This window comes from Burkholderia sp. Ac-20344 (assembly GCF_017104975.1).
GTDB lineage: Bacteria > Pseudomonadota > Gammaproteobacteria > Burkholderiales > Burkholderiaceae > Burkholderia.
The window spans coordinates 60966-75827 of sequence record NZ_JAAGPP010000010.1 but is presented as its reverse complement, the minus strand read 5'-3'; the positions used below and the strand labels follow the sequence as shown (position 1 = coordinate 75827).

Genomic DNA, 14862 nt, shown 5'->3' with positions numbered 1-14862 from the left:
TCAATCGTCATCGTCGTGGTGCTTGCGCCAATGCTTGTAATAGTGCCTGCGCCACTTGCGGTAGCGATCGTCGTCGTCATCGCCGTAGTAGCCGTATCCGTAGCCCGGATAGGCGACCACGGCGGGCTGCGGCGCCACATAGACCGGTGCCGGCTCGACATAGACCGGCGCGACCGGTACGCCGATGCCGACCGACAGGTCGACATGCCCCGCCATCGCACTGCCGGAAGCCAGCAACGCCATGCCCCCGATCCATGCTGCCCATTGTCTCTTGTTCATGTTCTGAATCCCTGATATACCGGCCCGCCCGGCTCGCGCTGCCAATGTAAGCGCCGCGCCCGAACCAAGGTGATACGGCACTGCGAGAGTCGTAACGCGGCGTAACGAAATGGCATTGGCCGTTCGGCCGAATCGCGAAAATGCGCTGGAACGTCTATAGTGGGTTACGGTTCGACACAATCACGACTGCGCGCTTCCCGATCGAACAGGGTAGAATCCCGCCAAACGCCTTGTGGACGAACACGCCACACACGCACAACATATTCTCTGACGCAGGCTCCTGCCGCACCTCAATGGCCAATCCCGCAGAATCCCATCCGCAAAACGACTTCATCAATTCGGCGCGCAAGGAACGTAAGCGCGTTGAAATCTATCTCGTCAACGGCATTCGTCTGACGGGATGTATCGAGTCGTTCGACCAGTACCTGGTGATGCTGCGCACCCCCGTGGGTCTGCAAGGCATCTACAAGCGCGCGATTTCGACGATCCAGCTCGACACGGGCGGCTCGCGCCCGGGCGGCAGCGGCCCCCGCGGGCCGCGCACCGGCGGGCGCCCCGGCGGCCGTGAAGGCGGCGGTCACAGCCCGTACGGCTCGCACGGCGGCCCGCGCGAATCCCGCGGCGACGGCGGTTACGGCTCCCGCGAACCGCGTGAAGGCTATGGCTCGCGCGAACCGCGCGAGGGTTACGGCTCGCGTGAGCCGCGCGAAGGCTACAGCGCCCCGCGTGAACCGCGCGAAAGCTACAGCGCACCGCGCGACGCCGGCGACGCATCCGGCAACGCAGCGCCGTCGGATTCCCGCGGCGGCAACGGGCCGGTGATCGTGACGCGCCGCCGGCGAATCGTGCCGGACGGCCAGTAAAGCAAAAGGGCAAGCCAACCGGCTTGCCCTTTTTACTTGTGCGGCCGGCGCGGCATGTCGCCGCACCGGCGCCGGGTTCAGCGTGCCGCCGTCGGCAGGCCTGCATCGGCCTCGCGCTGCAACGAACGCACCTGCTGCTGCAACGCACGCAGTTGCGACTGAAGCTCGGCCTGTTGCGCTTGCAATGCGGCCGTCTCGCTGCGTACGCTCTTCTGGCGATCCGCGACTGCCGCCTGCTGCTGGCGTGCGATCGAGATATCGGCCTGCAGACGCCGCGCGCGATCCTGCGTGACCTCGATCTGCTTGTCCATTTGCGCCTTCTGCGATTCCAGCTTCGCCGCCCGCAGTTCGTTCACGGCCAGCCGCTCCGCCTGGTGCGAGAAATCGCGATAGATCGCTTCCGCACGCGTTTCATCGTAAGTCTTGATCACGCGCCAGAACGCCTTCTGCTGGAACAGCGCGACGAAGTACGCGCCATCCTTTACGTTGAACAGCAGGCTCGCGCCGTAGCTGCCGTTGTAGCTCGTGCGCATTTCCGTCAGCGTGTGCGCCTGGATCTGGCGCTGCAGGTCGTCGACCGTGCTCGGCCCCGTCGACTCGCCTGCCTGCGGCTGCAGCGACGTCTGTATCTGCGAATCGATCACCGGAATCGCGGCCACCGGCGCCGCCGCCTGCTGTACTGCCGGCGAACCGCTGTCCGCCAGACTCTGCGCATAAGCGCCCTGCATGCCCCCCACCATGGCGAGCAACACGCACGCCCTTCCCAACCCCGTCATATGGCTCATGAAGTTCTATTCCCGCCCGAGTCGTTATAATTCAGCGCGATTTTATCTCATTAATTAATCACTTTCGCGAGTCTCGGGCTCCTCGTCGAAGATCTGATATTTGCGCATTTTTTCCCACAATACCTTGCGGCTGATGCCGAGCTGCTGCGCCGTATCCTGACGCCGCCAGCCGTTTGCGTCGAGCGCCGCAATGACGCGGTTGCGCTCGTTCATGTCCCACTTGCTGCGATCGACGAAGACTTCGGCCGCGCTCTCCACCAGTACCGGCTGCGCCGAATTGCGCGCGTGCGCGATCAGTCGCTGCAACCGCGCGGCATCCCACCCGCCCGTCTGCCGCACCGTCACGCCGACACGCTCGGCGAGGTTGCGCAGTTCGCGCACGTTGCCGGGGAAATAGCTGTCCGCGACCGAATCCGTCAGCCAGTACGGCAGATCGGACAACTGAGCGAGCCGGTCCTCGCCGACGACCTGCGCGACGAACGACTTGAACAGCGCGATCTTGTCGACGGCGCCGCGCTCTTCGAGCGACGGGATGCTCAGCTCGATCACCGCGAGCCGGTAGTAGAGATCGGCACGGAACAGGCCATCCTTCACGAGCTGCGGCAGCTTCTTGTTACTCGCCGCGACCAGGCGGAAATCGACCTTGACCGGCGTCGCCGCGCCGACGCGCAGCACCGCGCCATCCTCGAGCACGCGCAGCAGCTTGACCTGCTGGTACAGCGGCAGATCGCCGACCTCATCGAGGAACAGCGTGCCGCCGCCCGCCTGCTCGAAATAGCCTTTATGCGCAACAACCGCGCCCGTGAACGATCCCTTCGCATGACCGAAGAACAGCGATTCGAACAGGCCGTCGGGAATCGCGCCGCAGTTCACCGGCACGAAATCGCCGTGCCGGTAGCGCGAATGCTTTTCGTGCAGCAGTTGCGCGATGCGCTCCTTGCCGACGCCGGTTTCTCCATGCAGCAGCACGTTGGTGTCGCAGTCCGCGAACGTATCGACTTCGTGCAAGAGCGCCTGCATCGATTCCGAGTGCGCGACGAGTTCGGACGGTTGCGACGTTTCAGCCGTATGCGCACGCAGCTGCGTGACGAGCTTGCCGATCATGCCGCGCAGTTCGGCACACGTGAAGTCGAGCGGCAGGATATGCGAATACTCGGGCGGATACTGCGACGCGTCGTGATCGCGCGCCGCGCCGACCCAGACGACCGGCATGCCGATGTTGGCTTGCCAGTCGCGCAGGAACGCCGCGCCGGTTTCGATCATCGTCACGCTGATGATCGCCAGCGACGGCCGCAATGCGGCGCGCTCGGGCGAGACCTCCGCATTGTCGGCGCGGATCACTTCGACGTCGAAGCTCGCCATGCACCGGGCGACGCGGTCGACAATGTCCGCCTTGCCTTCCCAGACATAGAGGTCGAGCTCTTCGATTGCGGGCGTGGTTCTCATGATTCGGGTGCGGCTTCAGTAATTGACGAGTTGCTCGACATTGCAGCGCAGTGAGCGGTTGCAGGCGGCAGTGACGCTGCCTGCTTCGATGACAGAACGTTCAGGCATTTATTGAACCAGCATGGGGTTGCCGCATTTGATCGAGTCCGGTGTGTTCGTGACATAGGCATTCCCCAGGCCCAACCCAAGCAATCCCGCAACCGACGTCAGAACGGAATCGATCGGCTGCAGAAGCAGCGGCACAAGCACATTGGCCAACGCGGGCAGAAGCAGCGAGGTCACGCCTGATAACAACTGATTCAATATTAAATTCAAATCTATGCCCAACAACTTCAGTGCCTGAGCTAACAGCCCCTGGTTGTCAATCAGAGAAACCGACAAAATCAGGCCGTTCTTCGCGATTCCCTGCACCGCAGGTGCTAGAAACTGCGTAGTAGGAACCGGACCTTGCATGTACGGCGAAGCATCCGACGACGTAAACGTAAGCGTCGTCGGATTTTGATTTGCGATAGGAACTGTCAGTTGGCCAGGTTTCAAACTGATGGTGATCTTGATCTGATTTAAGTTGATGGTTCCCAACGTCAGGGTACTGATCAGCGCCGTCAACGAGTTCGTCACGGGGCCGATGATGGTTGGTTGACTACCGCTCAGCAGGTTGAGCAAACCCTGCAAGTTCACGGACACCAGTTGAGTCGGTGTTGCGCTGGGGCTGGGGTCCGGAACGTAGCCGCTATTGAGACTCTTCAAATCCGGTGAACCGGAACCCCCAATATAGGCAGCAAGCACCCCGGTTTGAACGTTCACTTTTGCGCTTTTCTGGCTCCCGTTACACACGACGGACATCAACCCAGCCGTCGCCGGCGCCACTGTGACGGTGACAGGCAGATTCACCGTCACAAATGAAACCGTGCTGCCCGTCGAACAACCGTTGCTCCCATAGGCCACTGAGTTGTCAGAGCATGCCGACAACAGCGCCATGGATGTACTGAGCGACACTGTCCCTTGCGAGGTCGACGTGTTGGTCGTGCAATCGGACGTCCCACAGTTCGCCGGTCCGGGTGGGCCGCTCGCCGTGGCAGGCTGAATCGCCCCGAGCTTCACTGATCCCTGCACGGACGCATTTAGCAATGGTCCGAGCGGAGCCGGTGTCTTGATATTTAGCGACGAAATACTGATCGAATTCTGGCCATTCGCGATCTGCAGCGCCGTCGACAGCAAGCCGAGCGCATTGACGCTAGCGTTGACGGCAGAGGTTCCCGTAGCGGTTGCAGCAGAAACTAGCTGACCTAGTGCGATCTGAGGCCCACCGCAGACACTACCGGAACAGAGCGCAGCGACAATCGCGTTGAGAACGTTCAGGTTCGCCCCGACCAGATTCTGCTGTGTCGCCGCCTGCACCGCCGCGTTCGCCAGTTGGCCAAGCGTCACTGTACCGTTCAATACGCCCGTGTTCGTACCGACCGGCAAATTGGCGAGGATGCCTGCCAGTTTCAAGTTGACCTGCGCAAGCCCCTGATAGTCGACGACCTGCAGGCTCAACGCATTGTGCGACCCCGTCAATACCTGAAGCAACTGATTGGCCAACCCGCCGTTCAACGCCGCCAGCGACGTGGTCAGCGTAAAGGTATCGGTCGGCACGCTCTTGGCGATGGCCGATCCACCGATCGTGACGCCACCGCGAAAAATCCCGTCGACCGGCTCGGCCACCGTGACACAAACGGCATTAGTCGAAAGGCCATTGACCGTCCCGGCCGACAGACCGGCACATTGGCCACCGCTAATCGGGTCCCCTGATATCCAGGTGAACTGCGCGCTACCACTGCCCTGAGGCGCGGTCCAGATGCCGCAAGACACGGAAACGCTAGAGCCTGTCGGCAACGGATTGGTCGACGGGTTAGCGATTTGACCGGCTGCAGTCTTCGCTGCCTGACAAGTCGAGTCGGTCGTGATTTGCGACACCGCTGACAGCGCCGCCAAATCGGCCGCCGCTTGCATGCGACGTCTTTCGGCATAGAAGTGGCCGACGTCGATCGCGCCCAGCACGATAATCGCGACCAGTGCCCAGATCGTCGCCATGACTGCGACGCTCCCCCGCTGGCGACTTCTCCGCGGGCCGCCAGCGCCGCGCCGCCGCGCCGCGTGCGATTGATCTGCGCGCATAGTCATCTCTTATTGCGCGCCCTGCCCGCCGCCCGACATGCCACCAGTCGCACCGAGTTGCGAACTTATCGAATCCGGGATCTTGTTCTTGAACGAGTCGAGATAGCGCTGGTAGGCAAGCGACGCGACATCGCCGAACACCGGTTGCGCCGGCGCCGCCGCGCGATTGTCACGCTGCATCGCGAGCCAGTCCTTGGTCGAACGGCCAACGTCTGAAGCGCCCGGTGCCACGGCCTGTTGACCGTACGCAGCGCCGGCGCTCGTTACGATGCAGGCGATCGCACCCAGCGTCGCGATCCAGCCGATGCGTACGCTTCGATTATGTTTGTTCTCGTTCATGTCGCTCCCCGGATATCCGTTCATTGTGCAAACCGTTGCAACAGCGGCACTGTCTGGTCGTAGCCAAAGTTGTTCGCCATCGGCGTGATCGGTATTGCCGCGCCGCGTCGCGACACCACCGGCGGTGTCGCGACTGCACGCTGCTGTGCGCGCACGGCAGCAGCAATCTTCGCCGCGTCGCTGTTGATGTCCTTGCGAATATCGGCCGACAGACGCTGCTGGTTCATCAACCGTTGCGCATCCTGCGCACGTCCTGCCGCAAACAGATACAGCGCGAGGTTGCTTACGATCTTCGGATTGCGCTGATCGAGTTCGGCAGCCTTCATCAGCGGCACCCGTGCACCGACGACGTCGCCGCTGCGCAACTTCGCGTAAGCAAGGTCGGAAAGCAACGATGGATCCGTCGGCGCAAGCTCCGACGCCTGCATCAATGCCTGCGTCGCACGGTCGAAATCTCCCGCGGCGCCAGCGAGCAAACCCAACCCGCGATAGCCGCGCGCAGCGAGCGGCGTCTTCAGCAACTGGTTATACGCAGCCGCGCTTGCGGCCGGCTGATCGGTCATCCGCAGCGCATCCGCGCGCAGCAGGACCGATTCCGGCATGACGCCGTATGTCTTGTCGTACGCATCGATGTGCGCGAGCGAAGCGTAATAGAGCCCTTGCGTTTGCATGCGCTGAATCAGGCCCAGGTACATCCCCGGCGTATCCGGCACGGACTGCTTCTGATCTGCTGCCTGCATCAGCGCGGCACGCTCGGTCTGCGCACCGACGCCATACCCGCTTTCCTTCGTGGCACATGCGCCGAGCAGCAGCACCGCCGCCAACGTGCCTGCCCGCGTCACTGTTTCGCCGATTCGCTTCATGGTCTGTCCTTCCGTCCTTCAATGCTGCGACGACAATGCGCGCATCACCGCCAGCATGCCCGGCCCGGCCGTCACGATCAGCAATGCAGGCAACAGCGTCAGCACCATGACGCCCGTCATCTTCACGGTCAATCTGCCGATCCGTTCGCGCAGCATCGCGCGACGTGTCTCGCGCAAACGATCGCCGAACTGCTTGAGCGGTTCCTGCACCGCACCGCCATGCTTGTCGACCTGAATCATCAATCGCACGATCGCACGCAAATCCTCGTTGTCGAATCCACCGGACAGCCGTTGCAGCGACTGCTCGCGCGTCCGTCCCGCAGCGAACTGACGCTGCGCGATACCCACCTCCGACGACAGCACCGGCAGCATCCCGCGAAAATCGTTCGTCACGACCTGCAGGCTCTGATCGAGCGACAGCCCGACACCTTGCAGCAAGCGCAACATGTCGACGAGCAGCGGCAGTTCGTCGACGACGCTCTGCCTCCGCGATGCCGCGCGGCGCTGCACGTAGAGTTTCGGCAGCATGAAGCCGAGCCCGAAGGCGACGAACATGCCGACCATCCAGATACTGCCTTTCATGCGCCCGCTCGCGAAGATCGCAAACAGCAGCGGCAGCACGATCCCGCACGCGACCCGCGCGCTCAGAAACAGCCCGCGCGTGCGTGCGTCGACATATCCGGCTTGCTCGAGCAGGCGGCGATCCTCTTCCGCGACAGCGTACTTGCCGAATCCCGTATCCAGCCAGCGCATGCCCGCCGCCGACAATCGGTCCAGCAAACGCTCGACACGTTGCCCGCCGCGCACATCGGGTTTCGCGGGCGCATCGCCGTTCGGCGCGGTCCGTGCTTTCGCTGCCTCGAGTGCCGCCATGCGCCGATTCAGCGCGTCGACCAGCGCGCGTTCGGCACGCCCCGCTGCATGCGCACGCAACACGGCAACCATGCCGAACAGCAGCACCCCAAGGGCGCCCACTGCCAGCGCGATCGCTCCGATTTGAGTTGCTGTCATAACCTCACCTGAGCCGAGCCATTCGATACAGCCATATGCTGCCGGCCACTTGCGCCAGGAATGCGATCGTGAGCAACGACCGGCCGCTCGGATCGCCCCACATCCCATACAGATACCTCGGATTGGTCATCACGACAAAGCTGCCGATCGCGATCGGCAGCATGACGAGGACGAACGCCGACAACCGCGTCTCCGACGACATCGCGGCCAATTCACGTTCGGCCTGCTCAAGATCGCGCATGAACACCGACATCCGCTCGAGCATCACGTCCGCCCGACCGCCGTATTTGACCGACAAGCGCAGCACCGAGCCGACGAGTTCAAACTCTTCTGTCCGGTAGATCTTCGCGATATGCATCATGGCGCGATCGATCTCGATACCGCCGCGCAGCATCCGCGACACGACGTCCAGGCAGCCGCGAAGCGGCTCCTCGGTCGTCAGGAGTGCGGCCTGGAAGGCAGCCGGCACGCTGTTGCCCAGCGTCACGAGACGCACGATCCCGTCGAGGAACGACGGGATCTGCCGGACGATCTTCAACCGCCGCCGCTGAATCCGCGACGCGAGCCAGACGCCGAGTATCGCGCTTCCGCAAATGATCGCCGCGAAACACGCGAGCATGCCGCCGTGACTGCCAACGATAAACGCAACCGCGACGAGCACTCCAAGCGCGATGAGCGCCTTGCCGCGCGCATCGTCTATCCCTGCTCGACTCGCGAGGTTCGACAGATATTCGGACGCCGTCGCATACCAATGTGCCCAGAATGCGTCGGACGATGCCTTTCTTGCTACGCCCGGCTGCGGCACGGCACGTGCGACGCCAGCCGCCGATGCGCGTGCCGGCGGCGCGGTGGCACCGGCACGTGCGCCGGGCTCGAGCCGGCTGTCAATGAAACGCTTCGCGTCGGTCCGTACGCGCCGGCTCTCCGCGTGACGCCACAGCATCATCGCCGCAGCGATGCACAGCATCGCGATCGCCAGCACCCACACCATCTCGCTATACATTGAAGCCTCCGCCGCCGCGACCGAACCCACCACCACCGAAGCCGCCGCCAAACCCGCCATCGCCGAACCCGCCACTCGTCAGCGTCTGACGGAAGCGCGCGAGCTTTGGTGAATGCGGATGAATGCCCAGCGTTTCCCAATGGTCGATTTCCTCACCCTCCGGCGTCACGCGCGCTTCATAGCGGTAAAGCTCCTGCGTCGCGATGATGTTGTCGGACAGGCCGGTCACTTCGGTGATCGACAGGATCCGCCGCCGCCCGTTCGACAGACGCCCGATCTGCACGATGAAGTCGATCGCGTTCGCGATTTGCCGGCGCAGGCTCGACTCGGTGCCCTGGAAGCCAGCAAAGCCCGCCAGCATTTCAAGACGGTACAGGCACTCGCGCGGCGAACTCGCATGCACGGTGCCCATCGAACCGTCGTGGCCCGTGTTCATCGCCTGCAGCATTTCCAGCACTTCGCCGCCGCGCACTTCGCCGACGATGATCCGGTCCGGGCGCATCCGCAACGTATTACGCAGCAGGTCGCGAATCGACACGACACCGGTGCCGTCGAAACCACCTGGACGGCTCTCGAGACGCACGACGTGCGGGTGGTTCAGCGACAGTTCCGCCGTATCCTCGATCGTCACGACACGCTCGATCTCCGGGATGTGGAACGCGAGCGCGTTGAGCAGCGACGTCTTGCCTGAACTCGTACCACCCGACACGAGAATGTTGCAACGTGCCTCGACCGCCGCCTGGAGCAGCGTGTTGATCTCTTCGTTGAATGTCCCGTTGCCGAGCAGATCGGACGGCTTCAGCGGATCCTTGCGGAATTTCCGGATCGATACGACCGGGCCGTCAATCGACAGCGGCTCGATCACGACGTTCACGCGGCCACCGTCGGGCAGCCGCGCATCGACCATCGGGTTCGACTCGTCGAGACGACGACCAATCGGTGCGAGGATCCGGCGCACGATCCGCAGCAGGTGCGCGTTGTCGGTAAAGCGCACTGGCAGCCTCGCGAGGATCCCGTGACGCGACACGTACACGTCGTTGTAGCCGTTGATCAGGATGTCCTCGACCGCCGGGTCCGCCAGCAAGTCCTCGATCGGCCCGAAACCCGCCAGCTCCTTCGTCAGGGCCTCGGCGATCGCACGCACCTCGTTCTCGTTGAGCGGGATGCGGCGCAGGCGCACGAAGCTGTCGATCTCGAGATCGACGAACTGATTGATCGCCTGTCGGGACCAACGGCCGAACTCGGCGCCCAGTTCTTCGATACGCGTCAGCAAATGTTCATGCGCGGCATTCTTGATGTCGTGGAATTGCTGCGTCTGGGAGAACGGCGCTGCGCCGTCGGCGAATTGAATGTCGTGTGCCATCGCTTACGACCGCTTGGACGAGGGTTGAATGAAGCGCTTCAGCGCAGACAGGCCGGATGCCGGTCGCGTCGCGGCCGATCTGGCCGACACGCCTGGCAGCCGCGCAGCGAGCGACTCGAGCGCGCGCACGTACGGGTCGCGCTCCGTCATGTCGACGATGAGCCGGCCCTGGTTTGCCGCATGGCCGATCGCGACGCGGCGCGACGGCAACGTACCCGCCAGCGCCAGGCCGAGACGCTCGGCGATCTGTACAGGCGTCAGGCCGAGCGCGGGGTCGTACTGGTTGACGACGAGCCGGACACGATCGGTATCGACACCTGCGTCGCGCAGCCCGGTAAGCAGATCGGCCGCGGACACGATCGACGCGACGCCCTGATCGCAGACGAGCCACGCTTCATCGGCCGAGGTCGCAATCTGGGCAACGAACTCGCGGTTCGAAAAACCACCGAGATCGACGATCTGCTGATCGAAGAATGCGCGAAACCGGTTCAGCAATCCGGCACACGACGCATACGAGACGTCGCGCAGCCCGCCGAGATCGGCCGGCAGCGTCGTCAATGCAACACCGCTCTCATGCCGGGTCAGCGCAGTATTGACGAAGGTCCGGTCGATTCGGCGCAGGTTGTGAACTGCATCGATGAAATGGAATTCACAGCGGGTATTCAGGAACAGCGCACCATCGCCGGCCGGCAACCCCAGGTCGACGAGCGCGGTCTGGCGACCGGCCGGTGTGCCGCCATTCGTCTCGCCGACCGCCCCCGGGCTCACCACGTGCTTCTGCAGCCACACGGCGAGATTCGCCGCGAGCGTGCTCACGCCCATGCCGGCGCGCGCCCCAAGCAACGCGACGAGCTTGCCGTGACGGCTTGCCGGCTCGCCGACGTTCGCCAGCAGTCCTCGCGTCGTGCGCAATGCCTCCTCTGCCGGCGCCGACACGTCGATGAAATCGCGCACGCCCGCACGCAATGCAGCCAGCGTGCTCTCTGGCTGTGCGAGCGAGCCAAGTGCGATGATCGGCAGCCCCGGATGCGATGCACGTACCGCCGCCGCAGCCACGCTCGCTGCCGTACTGCCGTCAGAAAAATCGATGAATACGAGCGCCGGATTGAGCCCCGTGATGCGCTGCGCGAGCACACCCGGCTCGAGCGGCGCAGCCTCAACCGCACCGGCCGACAGAAGCGTATCGGCCAGCCAACGGACATGCGTCTCGTGCTGTGACGCGCAAACGAAATAGTCGGTCACGGCGGGTTCACACAATGACTGGATTCGCGCATTCATGTCGAACACCCCCGACTACGCAAAGCGTGGTAACGCGTCGCAATCCGCGAGACATCCCACTCATTTCGAAAACCCCGGAGCGGCGTCCGGCGACGCCGCTCCACCCAGATACGACTTCCAGACCGGTCCATCGTGCTGCTCGGACTGCTCGCCGGGCGTCGCGGGCAACACGGCCCCCTTGGCGATCGGCGCGACAAGATGAGGTGTCACGATAATCAGCAGCTCCTTGTCGTTCTGCTGATAGTTCAGATTCTTGAAGAACGTACCGATAATCGGCAGATCGCCCAGCAACGGCACCTTGCTCACGTTCGACATCGTCTGGCGATCGATCAGGCCGCCGATCACGAAGCTTTCGCCATCGCCGAGCTCGACGGTCGTGTCCGCGCGGCGTGTCGTGATGCCGGGCACCGCAACGCCGCTGATCGTCACGCTGTTCACGAAGTCGAGCTGACTCGACTCGGGTGCGACCTTCAGCGCGATCCGGTTCGGGCTCAGGACCGTCGGCATCAGCGAGAGCCCGACGCCATATTGCTTCCACTGGATCGCTGTCGAGCCGAGCCCTTGCGGTGACGGCACCGGAATCTCGCCGCCCGCGAGAAAGCTCGCGCTCTGCCCGGACAGCGCGACTAGTGTCGGCTCCGCCAGCACACGTGCGAGATTGTTCGCCTCGAGCAGCGACAGATCAGCAAAAATGCCGCGCCCGGCAGCGTTCACGACCAGGTTGAACGCGGACGCGACGGGCGACCCGAGCGTCGGCACGTAACCCGCGGTACCGGGGCCGGCGCCCCCGCTATAAGACTGCACGCCCCCCGGCGAAAACGATCCGAACGAAAAGCCGTTGCTTTGCTTGAAGAAATTGAACCCGACCTGCTTGAGCACCGAACGGCTGAATTCGACAACCCGCACGTCGACCTGCACGACGCTCTTGCCGGGAACCGTCGAGCGGTCGATCACGGCACCCTTCCCGCTCGTGCTCTTGCCGACCGCGGCCGCACGCGCATGCGCCTCGAGCGACGCCGACGAGCCTTGCAATACCGCCGTCCCACCATATGCATTCACGCGCGGCGTAGAGCCGTCGAGCACCGCCTGCGCGGCCGCGTCGACGACCTCGACGTTCCAGACCGTCGGCTCGTCGTGGCCGCGCTCCCACAGCATGACGTTCGTCGCACCGGGTGCCTTCGCGGTGAGCAGCACCGATCCCGAACGGCTCCCCTTCATGATCAGCACGTCGGCTATCGCAGGATCGCCGACCGCGACACGCTGCAGTGTGCGGCCCGCCGAAATCTGTCGTTGCGCGCCGACCGCAAGCTCGATCGTGCTGCTCGCGGTAGCGAACGATGCGAAAGTCATGGTGCAGATGGCAATCGCGAATGCAATCAGTGTTTTTTTCATCGTTTGGTAGACCGTCGCGCGGCCCTTTACTTGTCGTCGCTGATATCGATGGCCGTCGATGTCCTTCAATAGGCAACCGTTTCCGACCGGCCGCCACGGATCACTTCGATGTTGCCGCTTCCCCCGCTCGGCCGTGCCACCGGCGGCAAACGCGACGGTAACGGCGGCACGTTCACATTGGCCACCGGCGTTCTCGGTGTACCGGACAACTGTTGTAACGATACGCCCGCCGCGGCAAGTGCCGACGGCGACAGCTTGTTGTCCGTACGTACCGCAACCGTCTGTATCGCAAGCTCGTCGTCACGCGGGTTGCGCAAGGCGAACGTAAGCCGGCCGCTCGCCTCGCCAAGCGTCAGTGCATCGACCTGCGCGGTCGGTACCGCGAGCACCGCGATGCGGACGCCGGACGGTTGCCCGTTGCCACCGTTGTTGTTCCCACTGTCGCGATCCGATGTCGCATCACCGAACGACAGCACACGGACCTTCGACAACAGAAGACGCGCCTGCGTCTGCGAGACCTCGCCGTCAAGCATCGTGCCGCCGACTTCACGCTTCAGATTCACGAACACATCGACGAAGTTGCCTGGGCGCAGCCGGTTGCCGACCGCATTCGTTTCATCGACGCGAACTGCAACCGCGCGCTCGCCGGGCTGTACGTCCTCGGCGAGCCCCGATACCAGCGCATCCGCAACGACCGGTGCAGAGGCCGGGATCTCCCGAACAGGCACGCGGCCGACCAGCGGGACGGGATCACTGAACGTGCCCACCGGTGCTGGTGCAGTCGGCTGGATCTTCAGTGCGTCAGCCGGGATCGGCTGACCACCGGGCAAGGTGCGCGTCGCAATCACGACCGGTACTGCTGTTACCGCCGTCACTTGCTGTACCGGCGCGGGACGCGAAGCGCTGCGTCCAAGCACCCATGCATAGATTCCAAGCAGAACGGCGATCGCAATCAGCAGCCCCGCAATGATCTTCGTTACGTTGTTGGCCATGTTGTCGAATGGATGCAGGAATAAAAATCCAATTAATTTTTTGCCGGGCGATGCGCGGATGACGTGCTCACAGCATGGTTTGCGGGATTTGCACCACTGCCGTGCCCGTCAACGGCGCCGTCATGAATGTCCCCAGGAACGGCATGATCGTCATCCAGCTGTCCGGCGTATAGCTCACCGTGACAGTCAGGCAGTACAACAACGGCGTCGGTGTTCCGTTGTAGTTGCACTGTTGCGCCACGACGTTGGGCGGACCACTGTTCAGCCAACCGAGGACATTCTGGGTAGTCGCCTTCGCATTCGCGACGCGTGTCGTGAGATCAGGCGCGTAGCTCAGTCCGGCACGTGCCCCCTCGCTGGCCGCCAACGTTAAGCTCTGCTGAATGACAAAAATCATCCCGAAACTCAGAATCGCGTAGAAAATCACGAAGAACAGCGGAAACACGATCGCAAACTCGACTGCTGTCGCCCCGCGTTGCCGCCGACGTCCTCGCCACGCATTCTGTCGTTTCATTGCACGCCCCCCGTTGCGGCAAGATAGATCAGCCATACGGCAGCCGGTGCCGCAAGGCATGCGGCATAGGGTGTTGCCCGATATCTACCGAGCCTCAGCACCGGCTCCCGCGGTCGCCACAAGCTCCCGAGCGAGGTCCGCGACAGCAGCATCAGCGCGAGCGCGTGCAGACCCGCAGCCAGGCTTGCAGACACCCACAGCCAAAGCAGCGCATGCGCACCACACCAGATGCCGAGGACGGCGAAAATCTTTACGTCTGCTGCGCCCATAACACGCAGAAGGAAGAACGGCATAAGCCCGATCAAGCCGACCAGCATGCCGGCTACTGCCTGAAGCACGGAAATGCCAAATGGATTCGCGGCCACGCATGCGCCGCCGAACCCGCTGGCCAGTCCGGCCAGAACAAGCGCGTTCGAAATACGGCGGAAACGAATATCGCTGACCACGACAAAACCTGCCCAGGTCAGAAATACCCCGCTAAAAATAAGATGTCCCATTGCGCCACGATCCGCAGCAAATACGAGGGCGAGCGGATTACCGAGGCAATCCGCCCGCTACTGCGCCAAGACGACTT

General features: G+C 63.3%; 15 protein-coding genes. 1 reads left to right on the top strand and 14 read right to left on the bottom strand.

Features of this window, described 5'->3' with window-relative positions:
- Entirely contained in the window at positions 1-279 is a 279-nt protein-coding gene (locus G3N64_RS05415; RefSeq protein WP_205782719.1) for a PXPV repeat protein, read from the bottom strand.
- A gap of 293 nt (positions 280-572) precedes the next feature.
- Here G3N64_RS05415 and hfq point away from each other — a divergent pair, with 293 nt between their 5' ends.
- Positions 573-1142, top strand: a complete 570-nt coding sequence (gene hfq / locus G3N64_RS05410) for an RNA chaperone Hfq (protein WP_205782742.1) — start codon at positions 573-575, stop codon at positions 1140-1142.
- A gap of 77 nt (positions 1143-1219) precedes the next feature.
- Here the strand turns inward: hfq and G3N64_RS05405 are convergent, their stop codons facing one another.
- The 13 genes from G3N64_RS05405 to G3N64_RS05345 form a co-directional block, all read right to left on the bottom strand.
- Positions 1220-1927, bottom strand: coding sequence for a DUF2968 domain-containing protein (locus G3N64_RS05405; protein WP_205782718.1), 708 nt, complete (start codon positions 1925-1927; stop codon positions 1220-1222).
- Between the two features lie 54 nt (positions 1928-1981).
- Complete coding sequence (locus tag G3N64_RS05400) at positions 1982-3373, bottom strand: sigma-54 dependent transcriptional regulator (protein ID WP_205782717.1); 1392 nt, start codon at positions 3371-3373, stop codon at positions 1982-1984.
- A 108-nt stretch (positions 3374-3481) separates the two neighbouring features.
- Positions 3482-5533, bottom strand: coding sequence for a pilus assembly protein TadG-related protein (locus G3N64_RS05395; RefSeq protein ID WP_277399092.1), 2052 nt, complete (start codon positions 5531-5533; stop codon positions 3482-3484).
- Positions 5534-5542: 9 nt separating this feature from the next.
- A complete protein-coding gene (locus G3N64_RS05390; RefSeq protein ID WP_205782715.1) occupies positions 5543-5872 on the bottom strand; it encodes a DUF3613 domain-containing protein in 330 nt (109 codons plus the stop codon).
- A gap of 20 nt (positions 5873-5892) precedes the next feature.
- Positions 5893-6735, bottom strand: coding sequence for a pilus assembly protein (locus G3N64_RS05385; RefSeq protein ID WP_205782714.1), 843 nt, complete (start codon positions 6733-6735; stop codon positions 5893-5895).
- Between the two features lie 18 nt (positions 6736-6753).
- Positions 6754-7746 carry a type II secretion system F family protein gene (locus tag G3N64_RS05380; protein ID WP_205782713.1) on the bottom strand — a complete coding sequence of 331 codons (993 nt, stop codon included), beginning with the start codon at positions 7744-7746 and terminating at the stop codon, positions 6754-6756.
- Between the two features lie 4 nt (positions 7747-7750).
- On the bottom strand, positions 7751-8749 hold the full coding sequence (locus G3N64_RS05375; RefSeq protein WP_205782712.1) for a type II secretion system F family protein: 999 nt from the start codon (positions 8747-8749) through the stop codon (positions 7751-7753).
- Positions 8742-10112 carry a CpaF family protein gene (locus G3N64_RS05370; protein ID WP_205782711.1) on the bottom strand — a complete coding sequence of 457 codons (1371 nt, stop codon included), beginning with the start codon at positions 10110-10112 and terminating at the stop codon, positions 8742-8744. Before G3N64_RS05370 ends, G3N64_RS05375 begins: the two co-directional genes overlap by 8 nt.
- A 3-nt stretch (positions 10113-10115) precedes the next feature.
- A complete protein-coding gene (locus tag G3N64_RS05365) occupies positions 10116-11390 on the bottom strand; it encodes a fimbrial protein (RefSeq protein ID WP_205782710.1) in 1275 nt (424 codons plus the stop codon).
- Between the two features lie 60 nt (positions 11391-11450).
- Complete coding sequence (locus G3N64_RS05360) at positions 11451-12782, bottom strand: type II and III secretion system protein family protein (RefSeq protein ID WP_205782709.1); 1332 nt, start codon at positions 12780-12782, stop codon at positions 11451-11453.
- A gap of 65 nt (positions 12783-12847) precedes the next feature.
- The gene (cpaB, locus tag G3N64_RS05355) at positions 12848-13774 is read right to left on the bottom strand and encodes a Flp pilus assembly protein CpaB (protein WP_205782708.1); all 927 of its coding nucleotides are present in this window, start codon (positions 13772-13774) and stop codon (positions 12848-12850) included.
- Between the two features lie 67 nt (positions 13775-13841).
- Positions 13842-14288: a TadE family protein gene (locus G3N64_RS05350; RefSeq protein ID WP_205782707.1), complete on the bottom strand. Its 447-nt coding sequence runs from the start codon at positions 14286-14288 to the stop codon at positions 13842-13844.
- Positions 14285-14785 (bottom strand): prepilin peptidase, encoded by a 501-nt coding sequence (locus tag G3N64_RS05345; RefSeq protein ID WP_205782706.1) that lies wholly within the window; start codon positions 14783-14785, stop codon positions 14285-14287. Before G3N64_RS05345 ends, G3N64_RS05350 begins: the two co-directional genes overlap by 4 nt.
- Positions 14786-14862: the final 77 nt, after the last annotated feature.